The 20,149-nt window shown below is 65.0% G+C and carries 19 protein-coding genes; 12 read left to right on the forward strand and 7 right to left on the reverse strand.

Annotation, left to right across the window (positions count from 1 at the left end; genetic code table 11):
* Positions 1 to 108: 108 nt before the first annotated feature.
* The 5 genes from mltG to fabD all read right to left on the reverse strand — a co-directional run bounded on the left by mltG (position 109) and on the right by fabD (position 5,068).
* Positions 109 to 1,281: an endolytic transglycosylase MltG gene (gene mltG / locus KYK29_RS12280; RefSeq protein WP_254691179.1), complete on the reverse strand. Its 1,173-nt coding sequence runs from the start codon at positions 1,279 to 1,281 to the stop codon at positions 109 to 111.
* Positions 1,282 to 1,461: 180 nt separating this feature from the next.
* Positions 1,462 to 2,724, reverse strand: coding sequence for a beta-ketoacyl-ACP synthase II (gene fabF / locus KYK29_RS12285; protein ID WP_254691180.1), 1,263 nt, complete (start codon positions 2,722 to 2,724; stop codon positions 1,462 to 1,464).
* 114 nt (positions 2,725 to 2,838) lie between these two features.
* The gene (locus KYK29_RS12290; protein ID WP_003531676.1) at positions 2,839 to 3,075 is read right to left on the reverse strand and encodes an acyl carrier protein; all 237 of its coding nucleotides are present in this window, start codon (positions 3,073 to 3,075) and stop codon (positions 2,839 to 2,841) included.
* A 283-nt stretch (positions 3,076 to 3,358) separates the two neighbouring features.
* Complete coding sequence (fabG, locus tag KYK29_RS12295; protein WP_254691181.1) at positions 3,359 to 4,096, reverse strand: 3-oxoacyl-[acyl-carrier-protein] reductase; 738 nt, start codon at positions 4,094 to 4,096, stop codon at positions 3,359 to 3,361.
* Between the two features lie 27 nt (positions 4,097 to 4,123).
* The gene (gene fabD / locus KYK29_RS12300) at positions 4,124 to 5,068 is read right to left on the reverse strand and encodes an ACP S-malonyltransferase (RefSeq protein WP_254691182.1); all 945 of its coding nucleotides are present in this window, start codon (positions 5,066 to 5,068) and stop codon (positions 4,124 to 4,126) included.
* A 202-nt stretch (positions 5,069 to 5,270) separates the two neighbouring features.
* Between fabD and KYK29_RS12305 the strand changes: the two genes are divergently transcribed.
* Positions 5,271 to 6,314, forward strand: coding sequence for an aldo/keto reductase (locus KYK29_RS12305; protein ID WP_254691183.1), 1,044 nt, complete (start codon positions 5,271 to 5,273; stop codon positions 6,312 to 6,314).
* 68 nt (positions 6,315 to 6,382) lie between these two features.
* On the opposite strand, the gene KYK29_RS12310 is transcribed toward KYK29_RS12305, so the two are convergent.
* Positions 6,383 to 6,850, reverse strand: a complete 468-nt coding sequence (locus tag KYK29_RS12310; protein WP_254691184.1) for a hypothetical protein — start codon at positions 6,848 to 6,850, stop codon at positions 6,383 to 6,385.
* A 346-nt stretch (positions 6,851 to 7,196) separates the two neighbouring features.
* Between KYK29_RS12310 and rpsF the strand changes: the two genes are divergently transcribed.
* The 5 genes from rpsF to KYK29_RS12335 all read left to right on the forward strand — a co-directional run bounded on the left by rpsF (position 7,197) and on the right by KYK29_RS12335 (position 11,185).
* Positions 7,197 to 7,652 carry a 30S ribosomal protein S6 gene (rpsF, locus tag KYK29_RS12315; protein ID WP_254691185.1) on the forward strand — a complete coding sequence of 152 codons (456 nt, stop codon included), beginning with the start codon at positions 7,197 to 7,199 and terminating at the stop codon, positions 7,650 to 7,652.
* A gap of 24 nt (positions 7,653 to 7,676) precedes the next feature.
* Positions 7,677 to 7,925 carry a 30S ribosomal protein S18 gene (gene rpsR, locus KYK29_RS12320; RefSeq protein ID WP_254691186.1) on the forward strand — a complete coding sequence of 83 codons (249 nt, stop codon included), beginning with the start codon at positions 7,677 to 7,679 and terminating at the stop codon, positions 7,923 to 7,925.
* A 211-nt stretch (positions 7,926 to 8,136) separates the two neighbouring features.
* Complete coding sequence (locus tag KYK29_RS12325) at positions 8,137 to 9,111, forward strand: DUF2232 domain-containing protein (RefSeq protein ID WP_254691187.1); 975 nt, start codon at positions 8,137 to 8,139, stop codon at positions 9,109 to 9,111.
* A 21-nt stretch (positions 9,112 to 9,132) separates the two neighbouring features.
* Entirely contained in the window at positions 9,133 to 9,720 is a 588-nt protein-coding gene (gene rplI, locus KYK29_RS12330; protein ID WP_254691188.1) for a 50S ribosomal protein L9, read from the forward strand.
* A gap of 178 nt (positions 9,721 to 9,898) precedes the next feature.
* Positions 9,899 to 11,185: a cyclopropane fatty acid synthase gene (locus KYK29_RS12335; RefSeq protein WP_254691189.1), complete on the forward strand. Its 1,287-nt coding sequence runs from the start codon at positions 9,899 to 9,901 to the stop codon at positions 11,183 to 11,185.
* Positions 11,186 to 11,269: 84 nt separating this feature from the next.
* On the opposite strand, the gene KYK29_RS12340 is transcribed toward KYK29_RS12335, so the two are convergent.
* Positions 11,270 to 11,890, reverse strand: coding sequence for an LOG family protein (locus KYK29_RS12340; protein ID WP_254691190.1), 621 nt, complete (start codon positions 11,888 to 11,890; stop codon positions 11,270 to 11,272).
* A 159-nt stretch (positions 11,891 to 12,049) separates the two neighbouring features.
* Between KYK29_RS12340 and KYK29_RS12345 the strand changes: the two genes are divergently transcribed.
* The 6 genes from KYK29_RS12345 (at position 12,050) to KYK29_RS12370 (ending at position 20,147) form a co-directional block, all read left to right on the forward strand.
* Positions 12,050 to 13,990: an Ig-like domain-containing protein gene (locus KYK29_RS12345; RefSeq protein ID WP_254691191.1), complete on the forward strand. Its 1,941-nt coding sequence runs from the start codon at positions 12,050 to 12,052 to the stop codon at positions 13,988 to 13,990.
* Between the two features lie 148 nt (positions 13,991 to 14,138).
* Positions 14,139 to 16,067 (forward strand): ABCB family ABC transporter ATP-binding protein/permease, encoded by a 1,929-nt coding sequence (locus tag KYK29_RS12350; protein ID WP_254691192.1) that lies wholly within the window; start codon positions 14,139 to 14,141, stop codon positions 16,065 to 16,067.
* Between the two features lie 132 nt (positions 16,068 to 16,199).
* Positions 16,200 to 16,910 carry a phosphatidylserine decarboxylase gene (locus tag KYK29_RS12355; RefSeq protein WP_367880991.1) on the forward strand — a complete coding sequence of 237 codons (711 nt, stop codon included), beginning with the start codon at positions 16,200 to 16,202 and terminating at the stop codon, positions 16,908 to 16,910.
* A gap of 28 nt (positions 16,911 to 16,938) precedes the next feature.
* Positions 16,939 to 17,793, forward strand: coding sequence for a CDP-alcohol phosphatidyltransferase family protein (locus KYK29_RS12360; RefSeq protein WP_254691194.1), 855 nt, complete (start codon positions 16,939 to 16,941; stop codon positions 17,791 to 17,793).
* A 243-nt stretch (positions 17,794 to 18,036) separates the two neighbouring features.
* Positions 18,037 to 18,492 (forward strand): MarR family winged helix-turn-helix transcriptional regulator, encoded by a 456-nt coding sequence (locus tag KYK29_RS12365; RefSeq protein WP_254691195.1) that lies wholly within the window; start codon positions 18,037 to 18,039, stop codon positions 18,490 to 18,492.
* Positions 18,493 to 18,572: 80 nt separating this feature from the next.
* Positions 18,573 to 20,147: an MFS transporter gene (locus tag KYK29_RS12370; RefSeq protein ID WP_437437250.1), complete on the forward strand. Its 1,575-nt coding sequence runs from the start codon at positions 18,573 to 18,575 to the stop codon at positions 20,145 to 20,147.
* Positions 20,148 to 20,149: the final 2 nt, after the last annotated feature.

The raw sequence follows: 20,149 nt of genomic DNA on the forward strand, positions 1-20,149 counted from the left end.
CCGGGTTCAAAGTGCAGCAATTTCACGGGGTTGGAAACGGGTTTCGGGCCGCAAAGCGCGACGATCCACATCAAAGCACGCCTGTGGCCGCAACGGCCGGCCGCCCTTTCACTGGGGGGCCTCCTGCGCCTGCCGGGCGGCCTCCGCCGCCTTCTCGGCCTCGATCTTGCGCCAGCGGCGGACATTCTGGTTATGCTCGTCGAGCGTCTCGGCGAAAGCATGACCGCCCGTGCCGTCCGCCACGAAATAGAGGTCCGCGGTGCGCGACGGGCTGGCGACCGCCTCCAGCGCCGCGCGCCCCGGATTGGCGATCGGCGTGGGCGGCAGGCCGTTGATGACATAGGTATTGTAGGGCGTCCGCTTTTCGAGATCCGATTGATAGATCGGCCGCTCGGAAGGCTTTCCGTCGCCGCCGAAGATGCCGTAGACGATCGTCGGATCGGACTGCAATCGCATGCCCTTCTCCAGCCGGTTCAGGAAGACCGAGGCGACGCGCGGGCGCTCGTCGGCGCGGCCCGTCTCCTTCTCGACGATCGAGGCCAGCGTCACGAATTCCTCGCGCGTGGCGATCGGCAGGTCGGCGTCCCGCTTTTCCCATATCTGGTCGATCAGCGCCTGCTGGGCGGCGAGCATCTGCTGGAGGATATCGGCCCGCTTGGTCCCGCGGGAAAACTTGTAGGTATCCGGCATCAGCGAGCCTTCCGCCGGCAGGTCGCCCGGCAGGTCGCCTTCCAGAACGGGGTCGTCGGCAAGCCGCTTGAAGATCTGCTTGACCGTCAGGCCCTCGGGCACGGAAACGCTGTAGAGGATGGACTTGCCGGAATGCAACAGGTCCATGATGTCATGCATGGACGCGCCGGCCTTGATCTCGTATTCGCCCGCCTTCAGCGTCTCCCCGTCGAGATAGATGCGGGTGAGGACGCGGAAGACCCGGCTGTCGGTAATGATGTCGTTACGCTCCAGGCTGGCGGCGATCTCGTTGAGGCCGGCGCCATTGCGGACGATGAAATTGCTGTTGGCGACGAGCGGACCCGGCTCCTGGAAGCTCTTCAGGCCGTAATAGAAGACGCCGACGGCGGCGATCGTCACGAAGACCAGCACGGTCATCACGAAATTCAGGAAGATCACCACCTGGCTGCGCGCCTTGCGCGACCGGCGCGGCGGCTGCGGCACCTTTTCCGGGCGCAGGGCCTCGCTGGCTGATTTCGGGATGATCGGTCCTCGCGCGGCATTGTCGCCGCGACCAAACTGCGTCTCGCCGGAATCGTTCGTCTCGCTCACGGATTTTCCTCATTCATTCAGGCATCGCTCGATGTGTCTTGCAACAGAGCAATGCGGCAAAAAGCAGGATCGGCCCGCCTGTCCAGCAGGTCGCGGCGTCACCCCGTTTCCGGCAGTCAGCCCCATCTTTTCGTTTCAAACAGGCTGCGGGCCGGTTTCCACCGGCAACGCCGGCCCGGCTCAGGCCTCATAGCGCCTGAGAACCAGCGACGCATTCGTTCCGCCGAAACCGAACGAATTGGATAGCGCCACGTTGATCTCGCGCTTGCGGGCCTTGTGAGGCACCAGATCGATCGCCGTCTCGACATCGGGATTGTCGAGATTGAGCGTCGGCGGCGCGATATTGTCGCGAATGGCCAGCGCCGTGAAGATCGCCTCGACCGCGCCGGCAGCCCCGAGAAGGTGGCCGATCGCCGATTTGGTGGACGACATGGAGATGCGCGGAGCGGCGTCTCCGACCAGCCGTTCCACCGCGCCCAGTTCGATCGTGTCGGCCATCGTGGACGTGCCGTGGGCGTTGATGTAATCGACCTCGCTTGCGGAAATTCCCGCGCGCTTCAGCGCCATCTGCATGCAGCGATAGGCCCCGTCGCCGTCCTCGGAGGGCGCGGTGATATGGTAGGCGTCGCCGGACAGGCCGTAACCGACCACCTCGGCGTAGATCTTCGCGCCGCGCGCCCTGGCGTGTTCCAGTTCCTCCAGAACGACGATACCTGCCCCCTCGCCCATGACGAAGCCGTCGCGGTCGCGGTCATAGGGGCGCGACGCGGCGGTCGGATCGTCGTTGCGGGCGGTGGAAAGCGCCTTGCAGGCGGCAAAACCGGCAAGCGAAATACGGCATACGGGCGATTCCGTGCCCCCTGCCACCATCACGTCGGCATCGCCGAGCGCAATGAGGCGGCTGGCGTCGCCGATGGCGTGCGCACCCGTGGAGCAGGCGGTCACGACCGAATGGTTCGGCCCGCGCAGCTTGTGGCGGATCGACACCTGGCCGGAGGCGAGATTGATCAGCCGCCCGGGAATGAAGAAGGGGGAAACGCGGCGGGGACCTTTTTCGCGCAGCGTATAGCCCGCCTCGACGATGCCTTCCAGGCCGCCGATGCCGGAGCCGATAAGCACGCCGGTGGCGATCTGGTCCTCGTCCGTCTGCGGATGCCAGCCGGCGTCGTCGAGCGCCATATCGGCCGCCGCCATCGCATAGACGATGAACGGATCGACCTTGCGCTGCTCCTTCGGTTCCATCCACTGGTTGGGATCGTAGGTGCCGTCCGTTCCGTCGCCGGTCGGAATCATGCAGGCAATCCGCGCAGGCAGGTCGTCGACCTCGAAGCCGGTCACCTTCACGGCGCCGCTGCGACCCTCGAGAAGCCGGGACCAGGTTACCTCGGTTCCACAGCCTAGCGGGGATACCATGCCGGTACCCGTGATAACGACACGCCTCATCGTCCGTGATCCACCTTACCTGTTCGGTTGCTCTTCCGGCGGGAGCCGGTGCGGCCTCCCCGAACGGAAGACCGGGACGGGCCGCCTGGCGGCCCGTCGGGCATCATGCCTGGATCAGGCCTGCGCCTTTTCGATGAACTTGACGGCGTCGCCGACCGTCAGGATCGAGTCAGCGGCATCGTCGGGGATCTCGACGCCGAATTCTTCTTCGAACGCCATGACCAGTTCGACGGTGTCGAGCGAGTCCGCGCCAAGATCATCGATGAAGCTTGCGCCTTCGCTGACCTTTTCGGCGTCAACGCCCAGATGATCAATGACAATTTTCTTTACGCGTTCTGCGATATCGCTCATGTCGGATTCCTCGACCTTTGTTTTGATCGACGTTCCTTGCGGAACGCCGGACATTTACAACGCCGGACATGCCTTGTGGCACATCCGGCAAACCCTTCAACCGGCAATGCGGCTTCGGCGATAGGCTTGCGCTTCGCCCGGCAGCACCGGCATTCCACGGTCGACTGCTGACAGTCATGGCCCGATTAACACGGTTTATGTCCGCCGCAAAGCCTCAAATTGGCGGGCAAGGCGATGGTCAACATGCTATTTCCGCAAGCCGGACGGGCCTTTGTCCCGGCTGTCAGATCATCGCCATGCCGCCGTTGACGTGCAGGGTCTGACCGGTCATGTAACCGGCCTCGTCGGACGCCAGATAGATAACGGCGGAGGCGACTTCCGCGCCGCTGCCCATGCGCTTCATGGGGATGGCCCCCATGATGGCCTCCTTCTGCTTGTCGTTCAGCTTGCCGGTCATCGCGCTTTCGATGAAGCCGGGCGCAACGCAGTTCACGGTGACGTTGCGGGTCGCGATTTCCTGCGCCAGCGACTTCGTGAAGCCGATCATGCCCGCCTTGGAGGCGCAATAGTTCGTCTGGCCGGGGTTGCCGGTGACGCCGACGATCGACGTGATGTTGATAATACGGCCGAAGCGGCGGCGCATCATCGGGTGGGTCAGTTCACGCGTCAGACGGAAGACCGCCGTCAGGTTCACTTCCAGAACCGCGTCCCAGTCGTCATCGCTCATGCGCACGAACAGGCCGTCCCGGGTGATGCCGGCGTTGTTGACGAGAATGTCGACGCCACCGAGTTCGGCTTCCGCCTTCTCGGCGAGCGCCTTGACCTCGGCGCGGTCGGACAGGTTGGCCGGGAAGATATGAACGCGCTCGCCGAGGTCCTTCGCCAGCGCTTCGAGCTTTTCGACACGGGTTCCGTGCAGGCCGACGATGGCGCCGCGAGCGTGCAGAAGACGGGCGATTTCCTCGCCGATGCCGCCGGATGCGCCGGTAACCAGGGCCTTGCGGCCGGAAAGATCAAACATGGTCCAGTTCCTGTTGTCTTGAGCGGATCAGCCGAGAAGCGTCGCAAGCGCGCTGTCGATATCGGTCGGCGTATTGACGGCAAAGCCGGTGAGCGACTTGTCGATGCGGCGGGCAAGGCCCGTCAGCACCTTGCCGGAGCCGATTTCATACAAGGTCGTCACATCGTTCCTCGCGAACCATTCGACGGTCTCGCGCCAGCGCACCTGGCCCGTCACCTGTTCGACGAGGAGATCGACGATTTCCTGCGGGTTCCCGACCGGGGCGGCGCGCACGTTGGCGATCACCGGCACGACCGGAGCCTTGACCGCAACGCCCGACAGCGCATCGCGCATCGCCTCGGCGGCCGGCCCCATCAGGGCGGAATGGAACGGCGCGGAGACGGACAGCATCAGCGCGCGCTTTGCGCCCTTTTCCGTCGCCAGCCGCGCAGCAACCTCGACTGCCGGCCTGGAGCCGGAAATAACCAGCTGGCCGCCGCCGTTGTCATTGGCGATCTGGCAGGTTCCGCCCTTCGAGGCCTCGTCGCACACCGCCTCCACATCGGCCTGTTCGAGGCCGATGATCGCCGCCATCGCGCCTTCGCCCACCGGGACGGCCGATTGCATGGCGTTGCCGCGGATGCGCAGGAGCCGCGCCGTATCGGCAAGAGAAAAGGAACCGGCGGCGCAAAGCGCGGAATATTCACCGAGCGAATGGCCCGCGACACAGGCGACCTTGCCGGCCAGCGACAGGCCGCGCGCCTCAAGCACCCGCATGACGGCGATCGACACGGCCATCAGCGCCGGCTGGGCGTTCGCCGTCAGCGTCAGCGTCTCTTCCGGCCCGTCGAACATGACGGCAGAGAGCTTCTGGCCGAGCGCCTCGTCGACTTCCTCGAACACGGCGCGGGCCTCGGGGAAGGTCTCCGCAAGGTCCCTGCCCATGCCGACGGCCTGGCTGCCCTGGCCGGGAAAGGTGAATGCAACGCTCATCTGGGGCTGTCTCCCGTCTTTCATTTTCCCTTTCCTTCACATTCCTCTTTGCCAAGTCAAGGCGTCGTGCCGCCGGCAGCCATGCATGAAGCACCATTCCACCGGCCTTGCACAGGGAATCCGCGCCGATATCGGCTTTCGCCTTGCACTTCCCCGCCCGCGCCGTACATTCGCGCCGCTTTAGCGAAGGAAATATCCGCCCATGAAATACAATCCGCTCGGCAGATCCGGTATCCGCGTGTCGGAAATCTGCCTCGGCACGATGACCTGGGGTTCGCAGAACGACGAACGCGAGGCACATGCGCAGCTTGACCATGCTCTCGACCATGGCGTGAACTTCATCGACACGGCGGAGCTCTATCCGACGACCCCCGCCGGAGCTAAGACCTACGGCGACACCGAGCGCTTCATCGGATCCTGGCTTGCAGGCCGGTCCGACCGGGAGCGCATCGTGCTGGCCAGCAAGGTCGCCGGCCCCGGACGCGACTATATCCGCGATGGCGCGCCCGCCAGCCGGGCCGGCACGATCGCCGCGCTCGACGCCAGCCTGTCGCGCCTTCGCACCGACTATGTCGATCTCTATCAGCTTCACTGGCCGAATCGCAGCCACTATCATTTCCGCCGTTCGTGGACATATACGCCCTTCACGCAGGACCGGCGGAAAGTCGAGGACGAACTGCTGGAACTGCTCGAAGCGCTGGACGAACTCGTCAAGGCCGGCAAGGTCCGCGCGGTCGGGCTTTCCAACGAGACCGCCTGGGGCGTGATGCGCTTCCTGCGGCATTCGGAGGAAAAGGGGCTGCCGCGCATGGCCTCGATCCAGAACGAATACAATCTCCTCTATCGCACCTTCGACCTCGATCTCGCCGAGGTCGCGCATCAGGAAGATGTCGGCCTGCTCGCCTATTCGCCGCTTGCCGTCGGGCTTCTCACCGGAAAATACCTGGACGGCCGGCTGCCGCCCGGTTCCCGGCGCAATTACAATGCCGATCTGGGCGGCCGCTACCAGCCGCATCAGGAACCGGCGGTTCGCGCCTATGTCGCGCTTGCGGCCGAACACGGGCTGGACCCCGCGCAGATGGCGCTGGCGTTCTGCCTGAGCCGATCCTTCACGACGTCGGTCATCATCGGGGCCACATCGCTGGACCAGCTCGCCACCGACATCGGCGCGGCCGATCTCACGCTTTCGCCGGAGGTGCTGGAAGGGATCGCCCGCATCCATCGCCTCTATCCCGCGCCCATCTGAACACGCCGGAAACGGCGGCGGAAAATCCGTCGCCGTTTCCTCTCGTCCATGCATCGTCACGACGTCGCTTACGGCGTCGTCGTACCGCCGTCCGGCTGGCTTTCGGTCGGAGCCGGAGCCGTGTCCGTCTGGCCGGCCGGAGCTTCCGGCGCGGTCTCGGCGGGAGCCGGCGTCGTCTCAGCCGGCGCGGGCACGCTCTCCGTCGGCGCGGGTGCGCTTTCGGTCGGCGCCGGAGGATTTTCCGTCGGAGCGGGAGCCGTGTCTGTCGGAGCGGGAGTGGTGTCCGTCGGAGCGGGGGCGGTCTCTTCCGTGCCGGCGGCCGGCGCATTCGCGCCCGGCTCCACATCCGTGCCGGATGTGCCTGCCGCGAAATAGTAGATGCCGATCACGACGAGCACGGCAAGGATGACGGCGATCACCCATCCCCCGGTATTGCCGCTGCTCTTCTGGGTGGTGACGACGGTCGGGCCTGCCCCTTCCCCCGGCGGCGGCGTCAGACGGTCTTCCGGCGGACGAGTGGGATTCGGGTCCTGCATGGTTGATACTCCATCTTGGTTCCATCCGTCGGCAAACGCATCCCGCGCCGTTAGGTTCCCGTGACGGCCGGAAATGGGGCGGATCGGGGAGCGGGCCTTGCAATCGCCGCCAGAATGCGTATAAGCGCGCTGTTCAAAACACCCGGTCTGCCGGCTGGTGGCTGAACGGAGGGCTGCCGATCTTCGCGGATCGCCGCTCGGGGCCAAGGGCTCCAGCCTCCCGTGTCTCCGCTCTCGACCGTCTGGATGAAACGCTTTTCTTGCCGGGGCAGACGCCCTTGAGAACTGTCGTTGAGGCTTGGCGCCGGCTTCGGGTGGATAGCAAACGCAAGAAAGGCAAAGCCACATGGCTCTTTACGAACATGTATTCCTGGCCCGCCAGGACGTGTCCGCCCAGCAGGTCGACGCTCTCGTCGAACAGTACAAGGGCGTGATCGAAGCGAACGGCGGCACGGTCGGCCGGATCGAGAACTGGGGCCTCAAGTCCCTCACCTACCGCATCAAGAAGAACCGCAAGGCCCATTACGCGCTGATGGACATCGACGCTCCGGCCGCCGCCATCCACGAGATGGAGCGCCAGATGCGCATCAACGAAGACATTCTTCGCTACATGACCATTGCGGTCGAAGCCCACGAGGAAGGCCCGTCGGCGATGATGCAGAAGCGCGACCGCGACGACCGTCCGCGCCGCGATGGCGACCGTCCCGATCGCGGATTCGGCGATCGTGGCCCGCGCCGCGACAACGACCGTGGCCCGCGTCGCGATGGCGACCAGCGTCCGCCGCGCGAAGAACGCGCTTAATCGAAGCTGAAGGAGATAAAGACAATGGCTGAAGTTTCTTCCGCTCCGGTTCGCCGCCCGTTCCACCGCCGCCGCAAGACCTGCCCCTTCTCCGGCGCCAACGCCCCGAGGATCGACTACAAGGACGTCCGTCTGCTGTCGCGCTACATTTCCGAGCGCGGCAAGATCGTCCCGTCCCGCATCACGGCGGTTTCCCAGAAGAAGCAGCGCGAACTCGCCAAGGCGATCAAGCGCGCCCGCTTCCTCGGCCTGCTGCCCTACATCGTATCGTAATCGATGGACCGACGCGGCCGGCCCCGCCGGCGGCGAGATCTTCAAGGGACGGCGGTTCTGCCGCCGTTCCCCTCCCTTCCGCGATGGGCGCGGATCGGAACCACCCGCATCGCCCGGCCGGGCGGCGCGCAAACCCCATGTTGGGGAGCCTTTCCTGAAGCGACGCTTTAGAAAACTCCTCTAACTGTCTCGACGGACAGGACAGCGAATCGTGAAGACCCTGACGCCAGCCTCGATTGCGACCGGCCTTGTCGCCGGTGTGACCGCCGCTCTGCTTTCGCTGAGCGCGAATGCGCAATCGTCCTTCGCGATCGTGCTCTATGCGGCCTCCGCCCTGCCCGTCCTGATCGCCGGCCTCGGCTGGGGCAACGCCAGCGCCGTGATCGCCATTCTGGCGGCCGGCGCGACCGCCGCCACGATGGTGTCCTCGCATTTCGCGCTGCTGATCACCATCATCACGCTCGTTCCGGCCGGTTGGCTCAGCCATCTCGCCAATCTTGCGCGTCCCGCCGCAGAACTCGGCGGCCCCGAGGATGCGCTCGCCTGGTATCCGCTTCCCAATATCCTCGTCCATCTGGCCGCGCTCGTGACGCTCGGCATGATCGCCGTCGGGACCATCGTCGGCTACGACAGCACCATGGCGGGGCGTCTCGTCGAGATCGTCATCGAGACCCTGAAGGCGCAGGAGCCGCTCTACGATCCGGACGCCGCCGCCATTGCCCAGCTCAAGGCCGCCTTCGCGCTGGCGCTGCCTCTCGTCCAGGGCGCGCTGTGGGTGTTCCTGCTGTTCGCCGCCTATTACGTCGCATCCTTCATCCTGCGCCTGTCGGGCCGCAATCTGCGCCCGCGCGAGGACATGCCTTCCGCGCTGCGCATGCCGCGCAACGCCATTTTCGTCTTTCTCGCCGGGCTGGTGCTTGCCTTCCTCGGCGGCGTGCCTGCGCTTGTCGGCGCGCTCGCATGCGGCGCCTTCGGGGCCGGATTCGTTCTCGCCGGCTTTGCAAGCCTGCATTTCCGAACAAGAGGCAAACCCTGGCGGCTTGCTCTCCTGTGGCTTGCCTATCTCTCGGTACTGCTCTTCACGGTGCCGCTCATCGCCATCCTCATTCTGGGCCTGACGGACACACGGCGCACCATCGCGCTGACGCCCGGCGGCCCGGCGGCAAACGACAACCCAGACAATTGAACCCAGGAAAGGAACCTCACGATGGACGTCATTCTTCTCGAACGCATCGCCAAGCTCGGCCAGATGGGCGAGACCGTAAAGGTCCGCGACGGCTTCGCCCGTAACTACCTGCTGCCGCAGGGCAAGGCGCTGCGCGCCAACGAAGCCAACAAGAAGCGCTTCGAAGCCGAGCGCGCCACGCTCGAAGCCCGCAACCTCGAGCGCAAGTCGGAAGCCCAGAAGGTTGCCGAACAGCTTGACGGCAAGTCCTTCATCATCGTCCGTTCGGCCGGCGAAACCGGCCACCTCTACGGCTCGGTCGCCGCCCGCGACATCATCGAGGCGCTGGCCGCCGAAGGCTTCAACCTCGACCGCAACCAGATCGAGCTCAACACGCCGATCAAGTCCATCGGCCTGCACAAGGTCGCCCTTCACCTCCATGCGGAAGTCGAGATCGCGATCGAAGTGAACGTCGCCCGCTCCGCCGACGAAGCGGAACGCCAGGCCAAGGGCGAAAGCCTGACCTCGGCCGACGCCATCTACGGTGTCGACGAAGACGCCCTCACGGCAGAAGACTTCTTCGATCCGGACGCCGACCGCGACGACGATCGCGACGACGCCGAAGCCTGATACCGATGACGGGCCGGCCCCGGCCGGCCCGTTGTTCATTACAAAAAAATGCGGGTTGAAATCCGTATTTTTCCGCTATTATCTTATCCATCATTAAGCTGGATTGGCGGTCGGGCCGCTTCCAGGCCGGTTTCCGACCAGACCCGCTCCGCCACCAATTGCGTGACGGAGTTAGCGGATGAAATTTCTTGTCGATAATCTAGCGTCCCGTCTTGTCCGGACGGGCAATCTCACGATCTCCTATCCGGATGGGTCCAGCGGCAGCTACGGCGACGGCAGCGGAACGCCCGTCCATATGCGGCTGAAGACGCAAAGGGCGGTGCGGGGCCTGGCGATCGATCCCGCCTATTATCTCGGCCATTATTACGGCAGCGGCGATATCGAGCTTGCGGAAGGCGACATGTATGCCCTTCTGCGGACGATCTTCACCGGCAATCCCGATTTTCGCTATTACGACACGGCCTGGAACAAGGTTCTGGAGCGCCTGCGCTACGTGCTGCGCTGGTTCCGCGAGAAGAACAGCATCGGCCGGTCGCGCCGCAACGTCCAGCATCACTACGACCTGACCGGCGCTCTCTACGATCTCTTCCTCGACGAGGACCGGCAATATTCCTGTGGCTATTTCGAGCGGCCGGACCAGACCCTCGACGAGGCGCAACTGGCCAAGAAGCGGCACATCGCTTCCAAGCTCTGCATCAACCGGCCGGGCCAGACCGTGCTCGACATCGGCTGCGGCTGGGGCGGCATGGCGCTTTATCTTGCCCGTCATCTCGGCGCGAAGGTGACAGGCGTCACGCTTTCCGACGAGCAGCATGCCCTTGCCCGCCAGCGGGCGACGGACGGCGGGCTCGACGATACCGTCCATTTCCTGCTGCAAGACTACCGCAACACCGAAGGTCCGTTCGACCGCGTCGTTTCCGTCGGCATGTTCGAGCATGTGGGACGGCCGAACTATCTCACCTTCTTCCGCAAGAGCGCATCGCTTCTGAAGAAGGACGGCGTCATGCTGCTGCATACGATCGGCCGCACCGACCAGCCGACGGCCAACAATCCCTTCATCGAGAAATACATCTTCCCCGGCGGCTATATCCCGGCCCTGTCGGAAGTCATGCAGGCAATCGAGAAAAGCGGCCTTGCCATCACCGACATCGAAATTCTCCGCCTGCACTACGCCGAGACGCTGCGCCACTGGCGCGAGCGCTTCATGGCGCGACGCGAAGAGGCGAAGGCGCTCTACGACGAACGCTTCTGCCGTATCTGGGAGTTCTATCTGGCGGCGTCCGAAAGCGCCTTCCGCTGGCAGAACCTCGTGGTCTTCCAGATCCAGCTCGTCCACGATCAGGAGGCGGTGCCGCTGCTGCGCGACTATATCGGCCGGGGCGAAGACTGCCTGCGTCAGCACGAAGCCTCTTCGAAGGGCAGGCCGCAAGGCGCACGGCAGTTCCCGCAGGAAGCCTCGCTCTGATCCAGGAGCGCCGGCGGAAACAGGGCTCATGTGGAAATCGGAGAAGCCCCCTGGAACGGTTGCGGGGGGCTTTCGCCCCGGCTCTCAGAGCCGGGCGATGATGCCGGGCTCTCCCTCGCGATCAATCTCGCTTGCCCAATGGGCCTGAAGCGTCAGCACGATTTCTTCCGGCTCGTCGATGACGAGCGGTTGCACGAGATGCGCCGCGTGAACGAAACCCTCGTCCGACATGTGACGGATGAGCTTCAGCATCGGGTCCCAGAAGCCGCCGATATTGGCGAAGATCATCGGCTTGCGATGGCGGCCGAGCTGCGCCCAGGTCATGATCTCGACGATCTCTTCCAGCGTGCCGATGCCGCCGGGCAGCGCCACGAAAGCGTCTGCCCGTTCGAACATCTTGTGCTTGCGCTCATGCATGTCCGGTGTGACGATCAATTCGCTCAACTGGCCGAGAGACTGACGCGTCGCCTCCATATCCATGAGGAATTGCGGTATGATGCCGGTGACGCGGCCGCCATGGGAAAGGACGCCGCTGGCGACCGCGCCCATGATGCCTTTGGTTCCGCCTCCGTAAACGAGGTGGAAATGATTCTCGGCCATGGCCTTGCCAAGCGCACGGCCGGCCGTCACGTAAGCGGCATCGCGGCCCGACTGGGAGCCGCAGTAAACACAGATGGATCGAATCGGCAGATTTTTCTCGTTCATGACCGGATTCAGCCATCACACCGGGTGACCGTCAAGGATAATGGCGGAAAAAGCGTCCCGCCCGCGCCTGAACGCCCCCGGACGCTTGTGGTGGGCCATGGAAATCGGTAGCAATTTCTAAAGCAACCCCGGAAATCCGGGCCAAAGAGAGAGTGGACGATGCGCAACAGGACGGGTCTCGTGACCTTGATCGTGCTGGCGGTGGCGACGCTGCTGATGGTTTTCTTCGTGCTGCCCAACATGAAGGAGGAAAAACCGGCCGAGACACCTGTTGCCGCGGGCGCCGATACGTCGACGCAGGCGGCGGACGACATCGCCCCGGCCGACGGGAAGCAGGCGCGCGCGCCGCAGGCCGTCGAGGCAACCGAAGCCGGCGACGGCGCGCTTCCGCCCGATAGCGCAGCGCAGGACGCTCCCCTTTCTCCGGACACGGCGGACGCAAGCGCCCAAAACGACGCGCAGACCGTTACAACGCCCGAAACGGAAACGACGCCCGCCGCCGATCCGACGGCCGACTGGACCGAGCCGGCCTTCGACCTGCTGCGCGTCGAACCGGACGGCTCCACGGTGATTGCCGGCCGCGCCGAGCCCGACACCACGATCGACGTACACAACGGCGAGACGGTGATCGCCACGGCCGACGTCGGTCCCTCCGGCGATTTCGCGGTGGTGCTCGACGAGCCGCTTGCCGCCGGCGACTATCAACTGACCCTGACGGCGCGCGACGACAAGGGCGCGACGAAAGCCTCCGAGGAGGTGGCCACCATCTCCGTGCCGCAAAACGCCCGGGGCGACCTTCTCGCCATGGTCTCCAGACCGGGCGAGGCCAGCCGCCTGATAACCGTTCCGGAGACGGAAGCGGCACCGGAGACGGCGCAACCGGCCACACAGGTCGCGGAAGCGGCCGGCAGCACGCCGACGCCGGCCGGCGGAGACGCTTCCGCCAGCCAGACGACGACCGATGCCGCGCCTGCGACGGCGCAAGGCGATCCGGGCGCTACGGAGAATGGCGCGGCGGCCGGCGAAGCGCCGGTCCGCGTCGCCGCGGTGGAGCTGGAAGGCGATCGCATCTTCGTGGCCGGCAACGCCCGGCCGGGCGCGCTCATCCGTATCTACGCCGACGACAGGCTGATCGGCGAACAGAAGGCGGATGCCGAGGGCCGTTACGTCATCGAGGGCACCATCGATCTTTCCGTGGGCCGCCATACCATCCGCGCCGATGTGATGAGCGCCGGGGGCGACAAGGTCGCGTTCCGCGCGTCCGTTCCCTTCGACCGGCCGGAAGGCGAGCAGGTCGCCGTGGTGGCGCGAACGGACGCCTCCGCGCAGGCGGCGCCGACGCTCGGCCCGGTGGGCGACGGAACGTTCGACAAGCTGCGCGACGAGGCCGGCATGGCGCTGGCGCTTCTCAAGGGGCTTTACGCCGACGGCCGGACACCGACGGCCGAAGAACTGGCCGCCGCCCGGTCGGCGACCGAGATCGCCCTGAAGTCTCTCGCCGAATTCAAGCCGGGCGTGAACGAGGGCTCGGCCGCGAGCGAAATGGCAGGCCGCGCCGCGACCGCCGCCGCAGCAGCACTCGCACGCTTGCAGGCGCTGCCGCAGGATGCCGAAAGCATCCGCACCGCACTGGACGCCATCGAAACATCGGTCCAGACCGTGCTGACGCCGGCGCTTGAAAGAGACGACACCGAGGGCCAGGCGGTTGCCGCGGGCGAAACGGGCGAAGTTCCCGCGCCGCCGGCCGGCACGGCGACGTCGGGCGCACCCGCCGTCACTTCCCCGGGCGACGCCGTAGCAAGCGCCGACGCGAACGTCGCGCAGCCGGAGGCCGCCGACGAACCGGAAACGGTCGAGCAAGCGCCGCTACAGCCGAGCAACTCCTCGGTGATCATCCGGCGCGGCGACACGCTGTGGCAGATTTCCCGCCGTATCTACGGCAAGGGCATCCGCTATACGACGATCTATCTCGCGAACCAGAGCCAGATCAGCAATCCGGACCTGATCATTCCCGGCCAGATTTTCGGGGTGCCGGAAGAGACGACGGAATCCGACGCCGACGCCGAGGCGCTGCACCGCAAGCACCTTCACGGCGACTGACGGGCACGGCGACCGACTGGCACGGCGACCGACGGGCATGGCAACTGACGGGTAAAACCTTTCCGGCCGGTTGCAGCCGTCGCTGCCAGCCCCTATCTCATAAGTACGGCGTCCGTTGGGCGCCGTATTTTCATTGGATGACAGAACATTGAACGACAAATCCATCAAGGCCGGGGCCAACGCGACGGCCGCGGCGCGCAAGACCGTTTCCTCCGATACCAGCAACCTGCTGGCGACCATCGTCAACCTCTGGCCCTATATGTGGCCATCGGAGCGGCCGGACCTGAAGCGCCGGGTGGTCTGGGCGACGGTGTTCCTCCTCGCCTCGAAGGTCGTGCTGCTGCTGGTGCCCTATTTCTTCAAATGGGCGACCGATGCGCTGGCCGGCACGCCGGACACCGTCACGCTGCTGCCCGGCTTCATGCTGGGCGCGGTGATGCTGGTCTTTGCCTATAACGGCACCCGCGTCCTGCAAGCCGGCCTCAACCAGCTTCGCGACGCGCTCTTCGCCAGTGTCGGGCAATATGCGGTCCGGCAGCTTGCCTATCGCACCTTCGTCCACCTGCACAGGCTTTCGCTGCGCTTCCATCTGGAACGGCGCACCGGCGGCCTTTCCCGCGTCATCGAGCGCGGCACCAAGGGCATCGAAACGATCGTTCGCTTCACCATCCTCAACAGCGTTCCGACGCTGGTGGAATTCCTGCTGACGGCGATCATCTTCTGGTGGGGTTACGGCTTCGACTACCTGCTCGTCACCGCGATCACGGTCTGTCTCTACATCTGGTTCACCGTGCGGGCGAGCGACTGGCGCATCGCCATCCGCCGCGAGATGAACGACAGCGACACCGACGCCAACACCAAGGCCATCGATTCGCTGCTCAATTTCGAAACCGTGAAGTATTTCGGCAACGAGGACATGGAAGCGCGCCGTTTCGACCGGTCGATGGAGCGCTACGAAAAGGCCGCGACCCAGGTCTGGACATCGCTTGGCTGGCTGAACTTCGGCCAGGCGCTGATCTTCGGCGTCGGCATGGCGGTGATGATGGCCATGTCGGCGCTCGCCGTCGGGCGCGGCGAACAGACCGTCGGCGATTTCGTCTTCATCAACGCCATGCTGATCCAGCTCGCCATTCCGCTCAACTTCATCGGCTTCGTCTATCGCGAAATCCGTCAGGGTCTCACAGACATCGAGCAGATGTTCGATCTGCTGGAGGTCGAGGAAGAGGTGAAGGATCGGCCGGACGCCGTCGAACTCGATGTCGGCAAGGGCGCGATCGCCTTCCGGGACGTGCACTTCGCCTATGATCCGGCACGGCCGATCCTGAAGGGCATCAGTTTCGATGTTCCGGCGGGAAAGACCGTGGCGATCGTCGGCCCTTCCGGCGCGGGCAAGTCGACGCTGTCGCGCCTGCTGTACCGCTTCTACGATGTGCAGGAGGGCGCGATCACCATCGACGGGCAGGATGTGCGCGACGTGACGCAGAAAAGCCTGCGGACCGCCATCGGCATGGTGCCGCAGGACACCGTGCTCTTCAACGACACCATCGCCTATAACATCCGCTACGGCCGGCCTTCGGCGACGGAAGCCGAGGTGGAGGCAGCCGCCGAGGCCGCGCAGATCGGCAATTTCATCCATCACCTGCCGGAGAGCTATCGCTCCATGGTCGGCGAGCGCGGCCTGAAGCTGTCGGGCGGCGAGAAACAGCGCGTCGCCATCGCGCGGACCATCCTGAAGAGCCCGCCGATCCTGATCCTCGACGAGGCGACCTCCGCGCTCGACACGCGCACCGAACAGGAGATCCAGGCGGCGCTGGACGTGGTGTCGCGCAACCGCACCACGCTCGTCATCGCACACCGGCTTTCCACGGTGATTTCCGCCGACGAAATCATCGTCCTCAAGGACGGAACGATCGCCGAACGCGGCACGCATGGCGAACTCATGCAGCGCGAGGACGGGCTCTACGCATCGATGTGGGCCCGCCAGCTCGAAGCCGTACAGGCCGAGGAGCGGCTGAAGCAGGTGCGCGAAAGCGACGATCTCGGCCTGGTGGTGCGCCATCCGCCGGCCGGACAGTGACCGGCCGGCCGGAAACGGCCGGCCTACACGAAACCTTGATGCCCGCTCCGCCGGCGCCGATGCGGTTCCTGCCCGGAAAACATTGCTCCCGCCGTCAATTCAGGCTAGTTCAGGGCGAAATTCAGTCAGGAGATATCGGCAATGAGCTTGGTCAACACGATACGCAGCACGTTTGTCCCGATCCATCGGGAAGGCTGGAAATTCGTGGCCGCCTTCTTCGTCGTCTCCCTCGTGCTCGGCTTTCTGTGGGAACCGCTGATGTGGATCGGCTTCCTGCTCACGGCCTGGTGCGCCTATTTCTTCCGCGATCCGCAGCGTTTCACGCCGCAGGACGACGATCTTGTCATCAGTCCGGCCGACGGACGCGTCTCGGCGATCGTCCATGTCGTTCCGCCGCAGGAACTGGAACTCGGCAGCGAACCGATGTTGCGCATTTCGGTTTTCATGAACGTCTTCAACTGCCATGTGAACCGCGCCCCGATGCGCGGCCGGGTTTCCTGGATCTCCTATAGCCCGGGCAAGTTCCTCAACGCCGAACTCGACAAGGCGAGCGAGGAGAACGAGCGCAACGCCATCGTCATCGACACGCCCGCCCATGGTTCCATCGGCGTCGTCCAGATCGCCGGGCTCGTGGCGCGCCGCATCCTGTCCTGGACAGCCATCAACGATCATCTGGAAGCCGGGGAGCGTTTCGGGCTCATCCGTTTCGGCTCCCGCCTCGACGTCTTCCTGCCGGCGGGCGCGGAACCGCGCGTCAGTGTCGGCCAGACGGCGGTCGCCGGCGAGACGGTGCTTGCGGAATTCGGCTCCGCCAAAGGCCCGGTGATCAGCCGCCGCGGATAAGCTGCGACGGCAAGACAAGCGAGGAACGATGGAAGCGCCCTTCCCGCCTTTTGAACCCAATGGACCCAACGACGAGGCGCGGGGTCCACGGCTGCGACAGATCCCGTTGCGGCTCGTCGTTCCGAACGTCATCACGGTCCTTGCGATTTGCGCCGGCCTCACCGGCGTCCGTCTGGCTTTCGAGAACCGCTACGAGCTTGCGGTCGGCATGGTACTGCTCGCCGCTTTCCTCGACGGCATCGACGGCCGCGTGGCGCGCCTGCTGAAGGCCACCTCGAAGTTCGGCGGGCAGATGGATTCGCTTGCCGACATCGTCAATTTCGGCGTCGCGCCCGCCCTCGTCCTCTATGTCTTCATCCTCGATCAGGCCCGCTCCTTCGGCTGGATCGCGGCGCTGATCTACGCCATCGCCGCCGGCCTCCGGCTCGCCCGCTTCAACGTGATGGCCGAACGGGAGACCAAGGCGAACTGGCAGACGGAGTATTTCGTCGGCGTTCCCGCGCCGGCCGGCGCGATGCTGGTGCTGCTACCGGTCTATCTCGGGTTTCTCGGGCTTGCCCCTTCCGCCCTCTTTGCCTTTCTTTCCTCGGCCTATACGGTGCTGATCGCCTTCCTGCTGGTCAGCCGTCTGCCGGTCTGGTCCGGAAAATCGGAAGGGAGCCGCATCCGCCGCGATCTTGTTCTGCCGGCCATCCTGCTCGTCGTGCTCTATGTGGCGATCCTCATGAGCTTCACATGGGAAACGATGGTGATCACGGTCGTCGTCTACCTGACCACCCTGCCCTTCGGCGCCCGTTCCTGGCAGCGCAAATACGGCGGCTGGACCGCGCCGCCGGCAAATTCCTGCGCCAGTGAATTTCCCGAAGAACACGACGGCCCCTGAGGCCCGTCCCGCCTGACGGATATTTCTTTCCAAGCCCCGCCCGGTTCCACCGTTCCGGTTTTCACCGGTACGGTGGAGCCGCTCCAGCTCTTTGTTCCAGCCGCATTTCCGGACGCAAGACCGCTGCGCATTTTTGCTGGAAATGCTGTGGCAGGGCTTGATTTTCGCCGTTTCGCAAATTAAATAGCGAGCGTATAGATAGCATGCTAATAATAATTCACCCAACTTGAATTCCGGATACCCATGACGACGATCGAAAACCGCGAGCGCGTCCTTGACGACCTCTCCCGTGTGCAACGCAAGATGCGCGCCCTTTTCGACGCCCGCGTGAAGGAACAGGGCCTGACGCTGCCGCGCGCCCGCGCCCTGCTCGTTCTCGGGCGCAGCGCCAATCTCAACCAGCGCGAACTTGCCAAGGAACTGGACATCGAGACCCCAACGCTCGTGCGCCTGCTCGACGGCATGGAAAAGCAGGGGTTCATCGAACGCCATGCCGTGGCGGGCGACCGCCGCGCCAAGCAGATCGTCCTCACCGGCCATGGCGTTCATGTCGCCGAACAGGTGCAGACGCTCGCGCGCGCGTTGCGCAGCGATATTCTCAAGGGACTGAGCCCCGACGATCTCAACGCCACCGTGCGGGTCTTCGCCACGATGACGGCGAATATCGCCTCATCCTGCCGGGAAAGCGTCGATCCATGACATCTGAAGCCGCGGCGCCGGCCGTGCCGGCCGCGACGGGGAACGTCTCCCCGCCCGCGCCACCGCCGCCACCACTGCCGATGCCGGCGCGCCGGGCCGCCGCCTATATGGCCGCCGCGACGCTGCTTGCCATGACGCAGGGCTTCGGCATGAACCTCGTGACGGCCAATCTGCCGCAACTCCAGGGGCCGTTCGGCGCAACGGGCGCGGAAGCGCTCTGGCTGATCGCCGCCTATATGGCGCCCAATGTCTCGCTATCGCTCGCCCTCCTGAAGATCCGCAACCAGTATGGCCTTCGCCACTTCGCCGAACTCGGCATCGCGGTGTTTCTCGTCGTCTCGGTGATGCATCTCTTCGTCACCGATCTGCGCAGCGTCATCGTGCTGCGTTTCTTCGCCGGAATCGCCGCCGCGCCGATGTCCTCGCTCGGCTTCCTCTACATGCTGGAAGCCTTTCCCCCTGCCCGCAAGCTGACCGTCGGCCTGTCGCTGGCGCTCACCAATATCACGCTTGCGCCATCGCTCACCCGCCTCGTCTCGCCGCCGCTCATCGATCTCGGCGGCGTTCCCGCGCTGTTCCACTTCGAACTGGCGCTCGCCCTTCTGTCCTTCGGCGCGATCTACCTGCTGCCGCTGACGCCGCCGCCGCGCGTGAAGGTCATCGAGCGGCTCGATTTCCTGAGCTATCCGCTGATCGCCATCGGGCTCGGCGCCTTCGCGGTCGTGCTCGTCGCCGGCAAGCAATACTGGTGGACCGAAGCGCCATGGCTCGGGGTGACGCTGGTCGTCGGCATCGCCGCCCTCACGGTCGCCGCGCTGATCGAGCTCAACCGCAAGACGCCGTTCATCGACCTGCGCTGGCTGGTGAGCCCACAGATCCTGCATGTCGCGGCCGTGCTGCTGATCTTCCGGCTGATCCTGACGGAACAGACATCGGTCGCCGGCAATTTCTTCCAGACCATCGGCTTGCAGAACGCCCAGCTCACCGGTCTTTATACCGTCGTCACGCTGGCGACCGTGGCGGGCGGCCTGTTTTGCGCCGCCACCTTCCGTCCGGGACGGGAGCCGGCGCTGCACATGCTGGCGCTGATCCTCATCATGACCGGCGCCTGGCTCGACAGCCGCGGCACCGGCCTCACGCGGCCGGAACAGATGTACTGGAGCCAGGCGATGATCGCCGCCGGCGGCAGCCTGTTCCTGCCGCCGGCCATCGCCTCGGGCTTCACCATGACGCTGCGCAAGGGAACGCAATATATCTTCAGCTTCATCATCGTGTTCCTCATGACGCAGAGTCTCGGCGGACTTGCCGGTTCGGCGCTTTTCACCTCCTTCATCACGCTGCGCGAGAAATTCCACGCCAATATCCTCGCCGCGCATATGACGCTTGGCGATCCCCTCGTCGCCGCGCGGATCGGGCAGCTTTCCGCCGCCTATGGACACACCGTCACCGATGGCGCGCTGCTGCGCTCGCAAGGCGTGAGCCTGCTTGGTCAGCAGATCACCCGCGAGGCCAATATCCTCGCGCATAACGATGCCTTCCTGATGATTTCGCTGATGGCGGCGACGGCCGCCGTCGCGCTCGCCATCCACATGATCGTTCTTCGCATCAAGGAAGCCGGGTCCCGCAACGTCGGCGAAACGGCTCTACAAGGTTGATC

Origin of the sequence: Shinella daejeonensis (assembly GCF_024281235.1) — a bacterium.
GTDB lineage: Bacteria > Pseudomonadota > Alphaproteobacteria > Rhizobiales > Rhizobiaceae > Shinella > Shinella daejeonensis.

Coding starts and splice junctions, on each gene's coding strand:
- KYK29_RS12335 (WP_254691189.1), top strand. CDS start 9,899: ATGAAATTTCTTGTCGATAATCTAGCGTCCCGTCTTGTCCGGACGGGC.
- KYK29_RS12360 (WP_254691194.1), top strand. CDS start 16,939: ATGGAAGCGCCCTTCCCGCCTTTTGAACCCAATGGACCCAACGACGAG.
- fabD (WP_254691182.1), bottom strand. CDS start 5,068: ATGAGCGTTGCATTCACCTTTCCCGGCCAGGGCAGCCAGGCCGTCGGC.
- rpsF (WP_254691185.1), top strand. CDS start 7,197: ATGGCTCTTTACGAACATGTATTCCTGGCCCGCCAGGACGTGTCCGCC.
- fabF (WP_254691180.1), bottom strand. CDS start 2,724: ATGAGGCGTGTCGTTATCACGGGTACCGGCATGGTATCCCCGCTAGGC.
- rplI (WP_254691188.1), top strand. CDS start 9,133: ATGGACGTCATTCTTCTCGAACGCATCGCCAAGCTCGGCCAGATGGGC.
- fabG (WP_254691181.1), bottom strand. CDS start 4,096: ATGTTTGATCTTTCCGGCCGCAAGGCCCTGGTTACCGGCGCATCCGGC.
- KYK29_RS12370 (WP_437437250.1), top strand. CDS start 18,573: ATGCCGGCGCGCCGGGCCGCCGCCTATATGGCCGCCGCGACGCTGCTT.
- KYK29_RS12345 (WP_254691191.1), top strand. CDS start 12,050: ATGCGCAACAGGACGGGTCTCGTGACCTTGATCGTGCTGGCGGTGGCG.
- KYK29_RS12365 (WP_254691195.1), top strand. CDS start 18,037: ATGACGACGATCGAAAACCGCGAGCGCGTCCTTGACGACCTCTCCCGT.
- KYK29_RS12310 (WP_254691184.1), bottom strand. CDS start 6,850: ATGCAGGACCCGAATCCCACTCGTCCGCCGGAAGACCGTCTGACGCCG.
- rpsR (WP_254691186.1), top strand. CDS start 7,677: ATGGCTGAAGTTTCTTCCGCTCCGGTTCGCCGCCCGTTCCACCGCCGC.
- KYK29_RS12305 (WP_254691183.1), top strand. CDS start 5,271: ATGAAATACAATCCGCTCGGCAGATCCGGTATCCGCGTGTCGGAAATC.
- KYK29_RS12340 (WP_254691190.1), bottom strand. CDS start 11,890: ATGAACGAGAAAAATCTGCCGATTCGATCCATCTGTGTTTACTGCGGC.
- KYK29_RS12290 (WP_003531676.1), bottom strand. CDS start 3,075: ATGAGCGATATCGCAGAACGCGTAAAGAAAATTGTCATTGATCATCTG.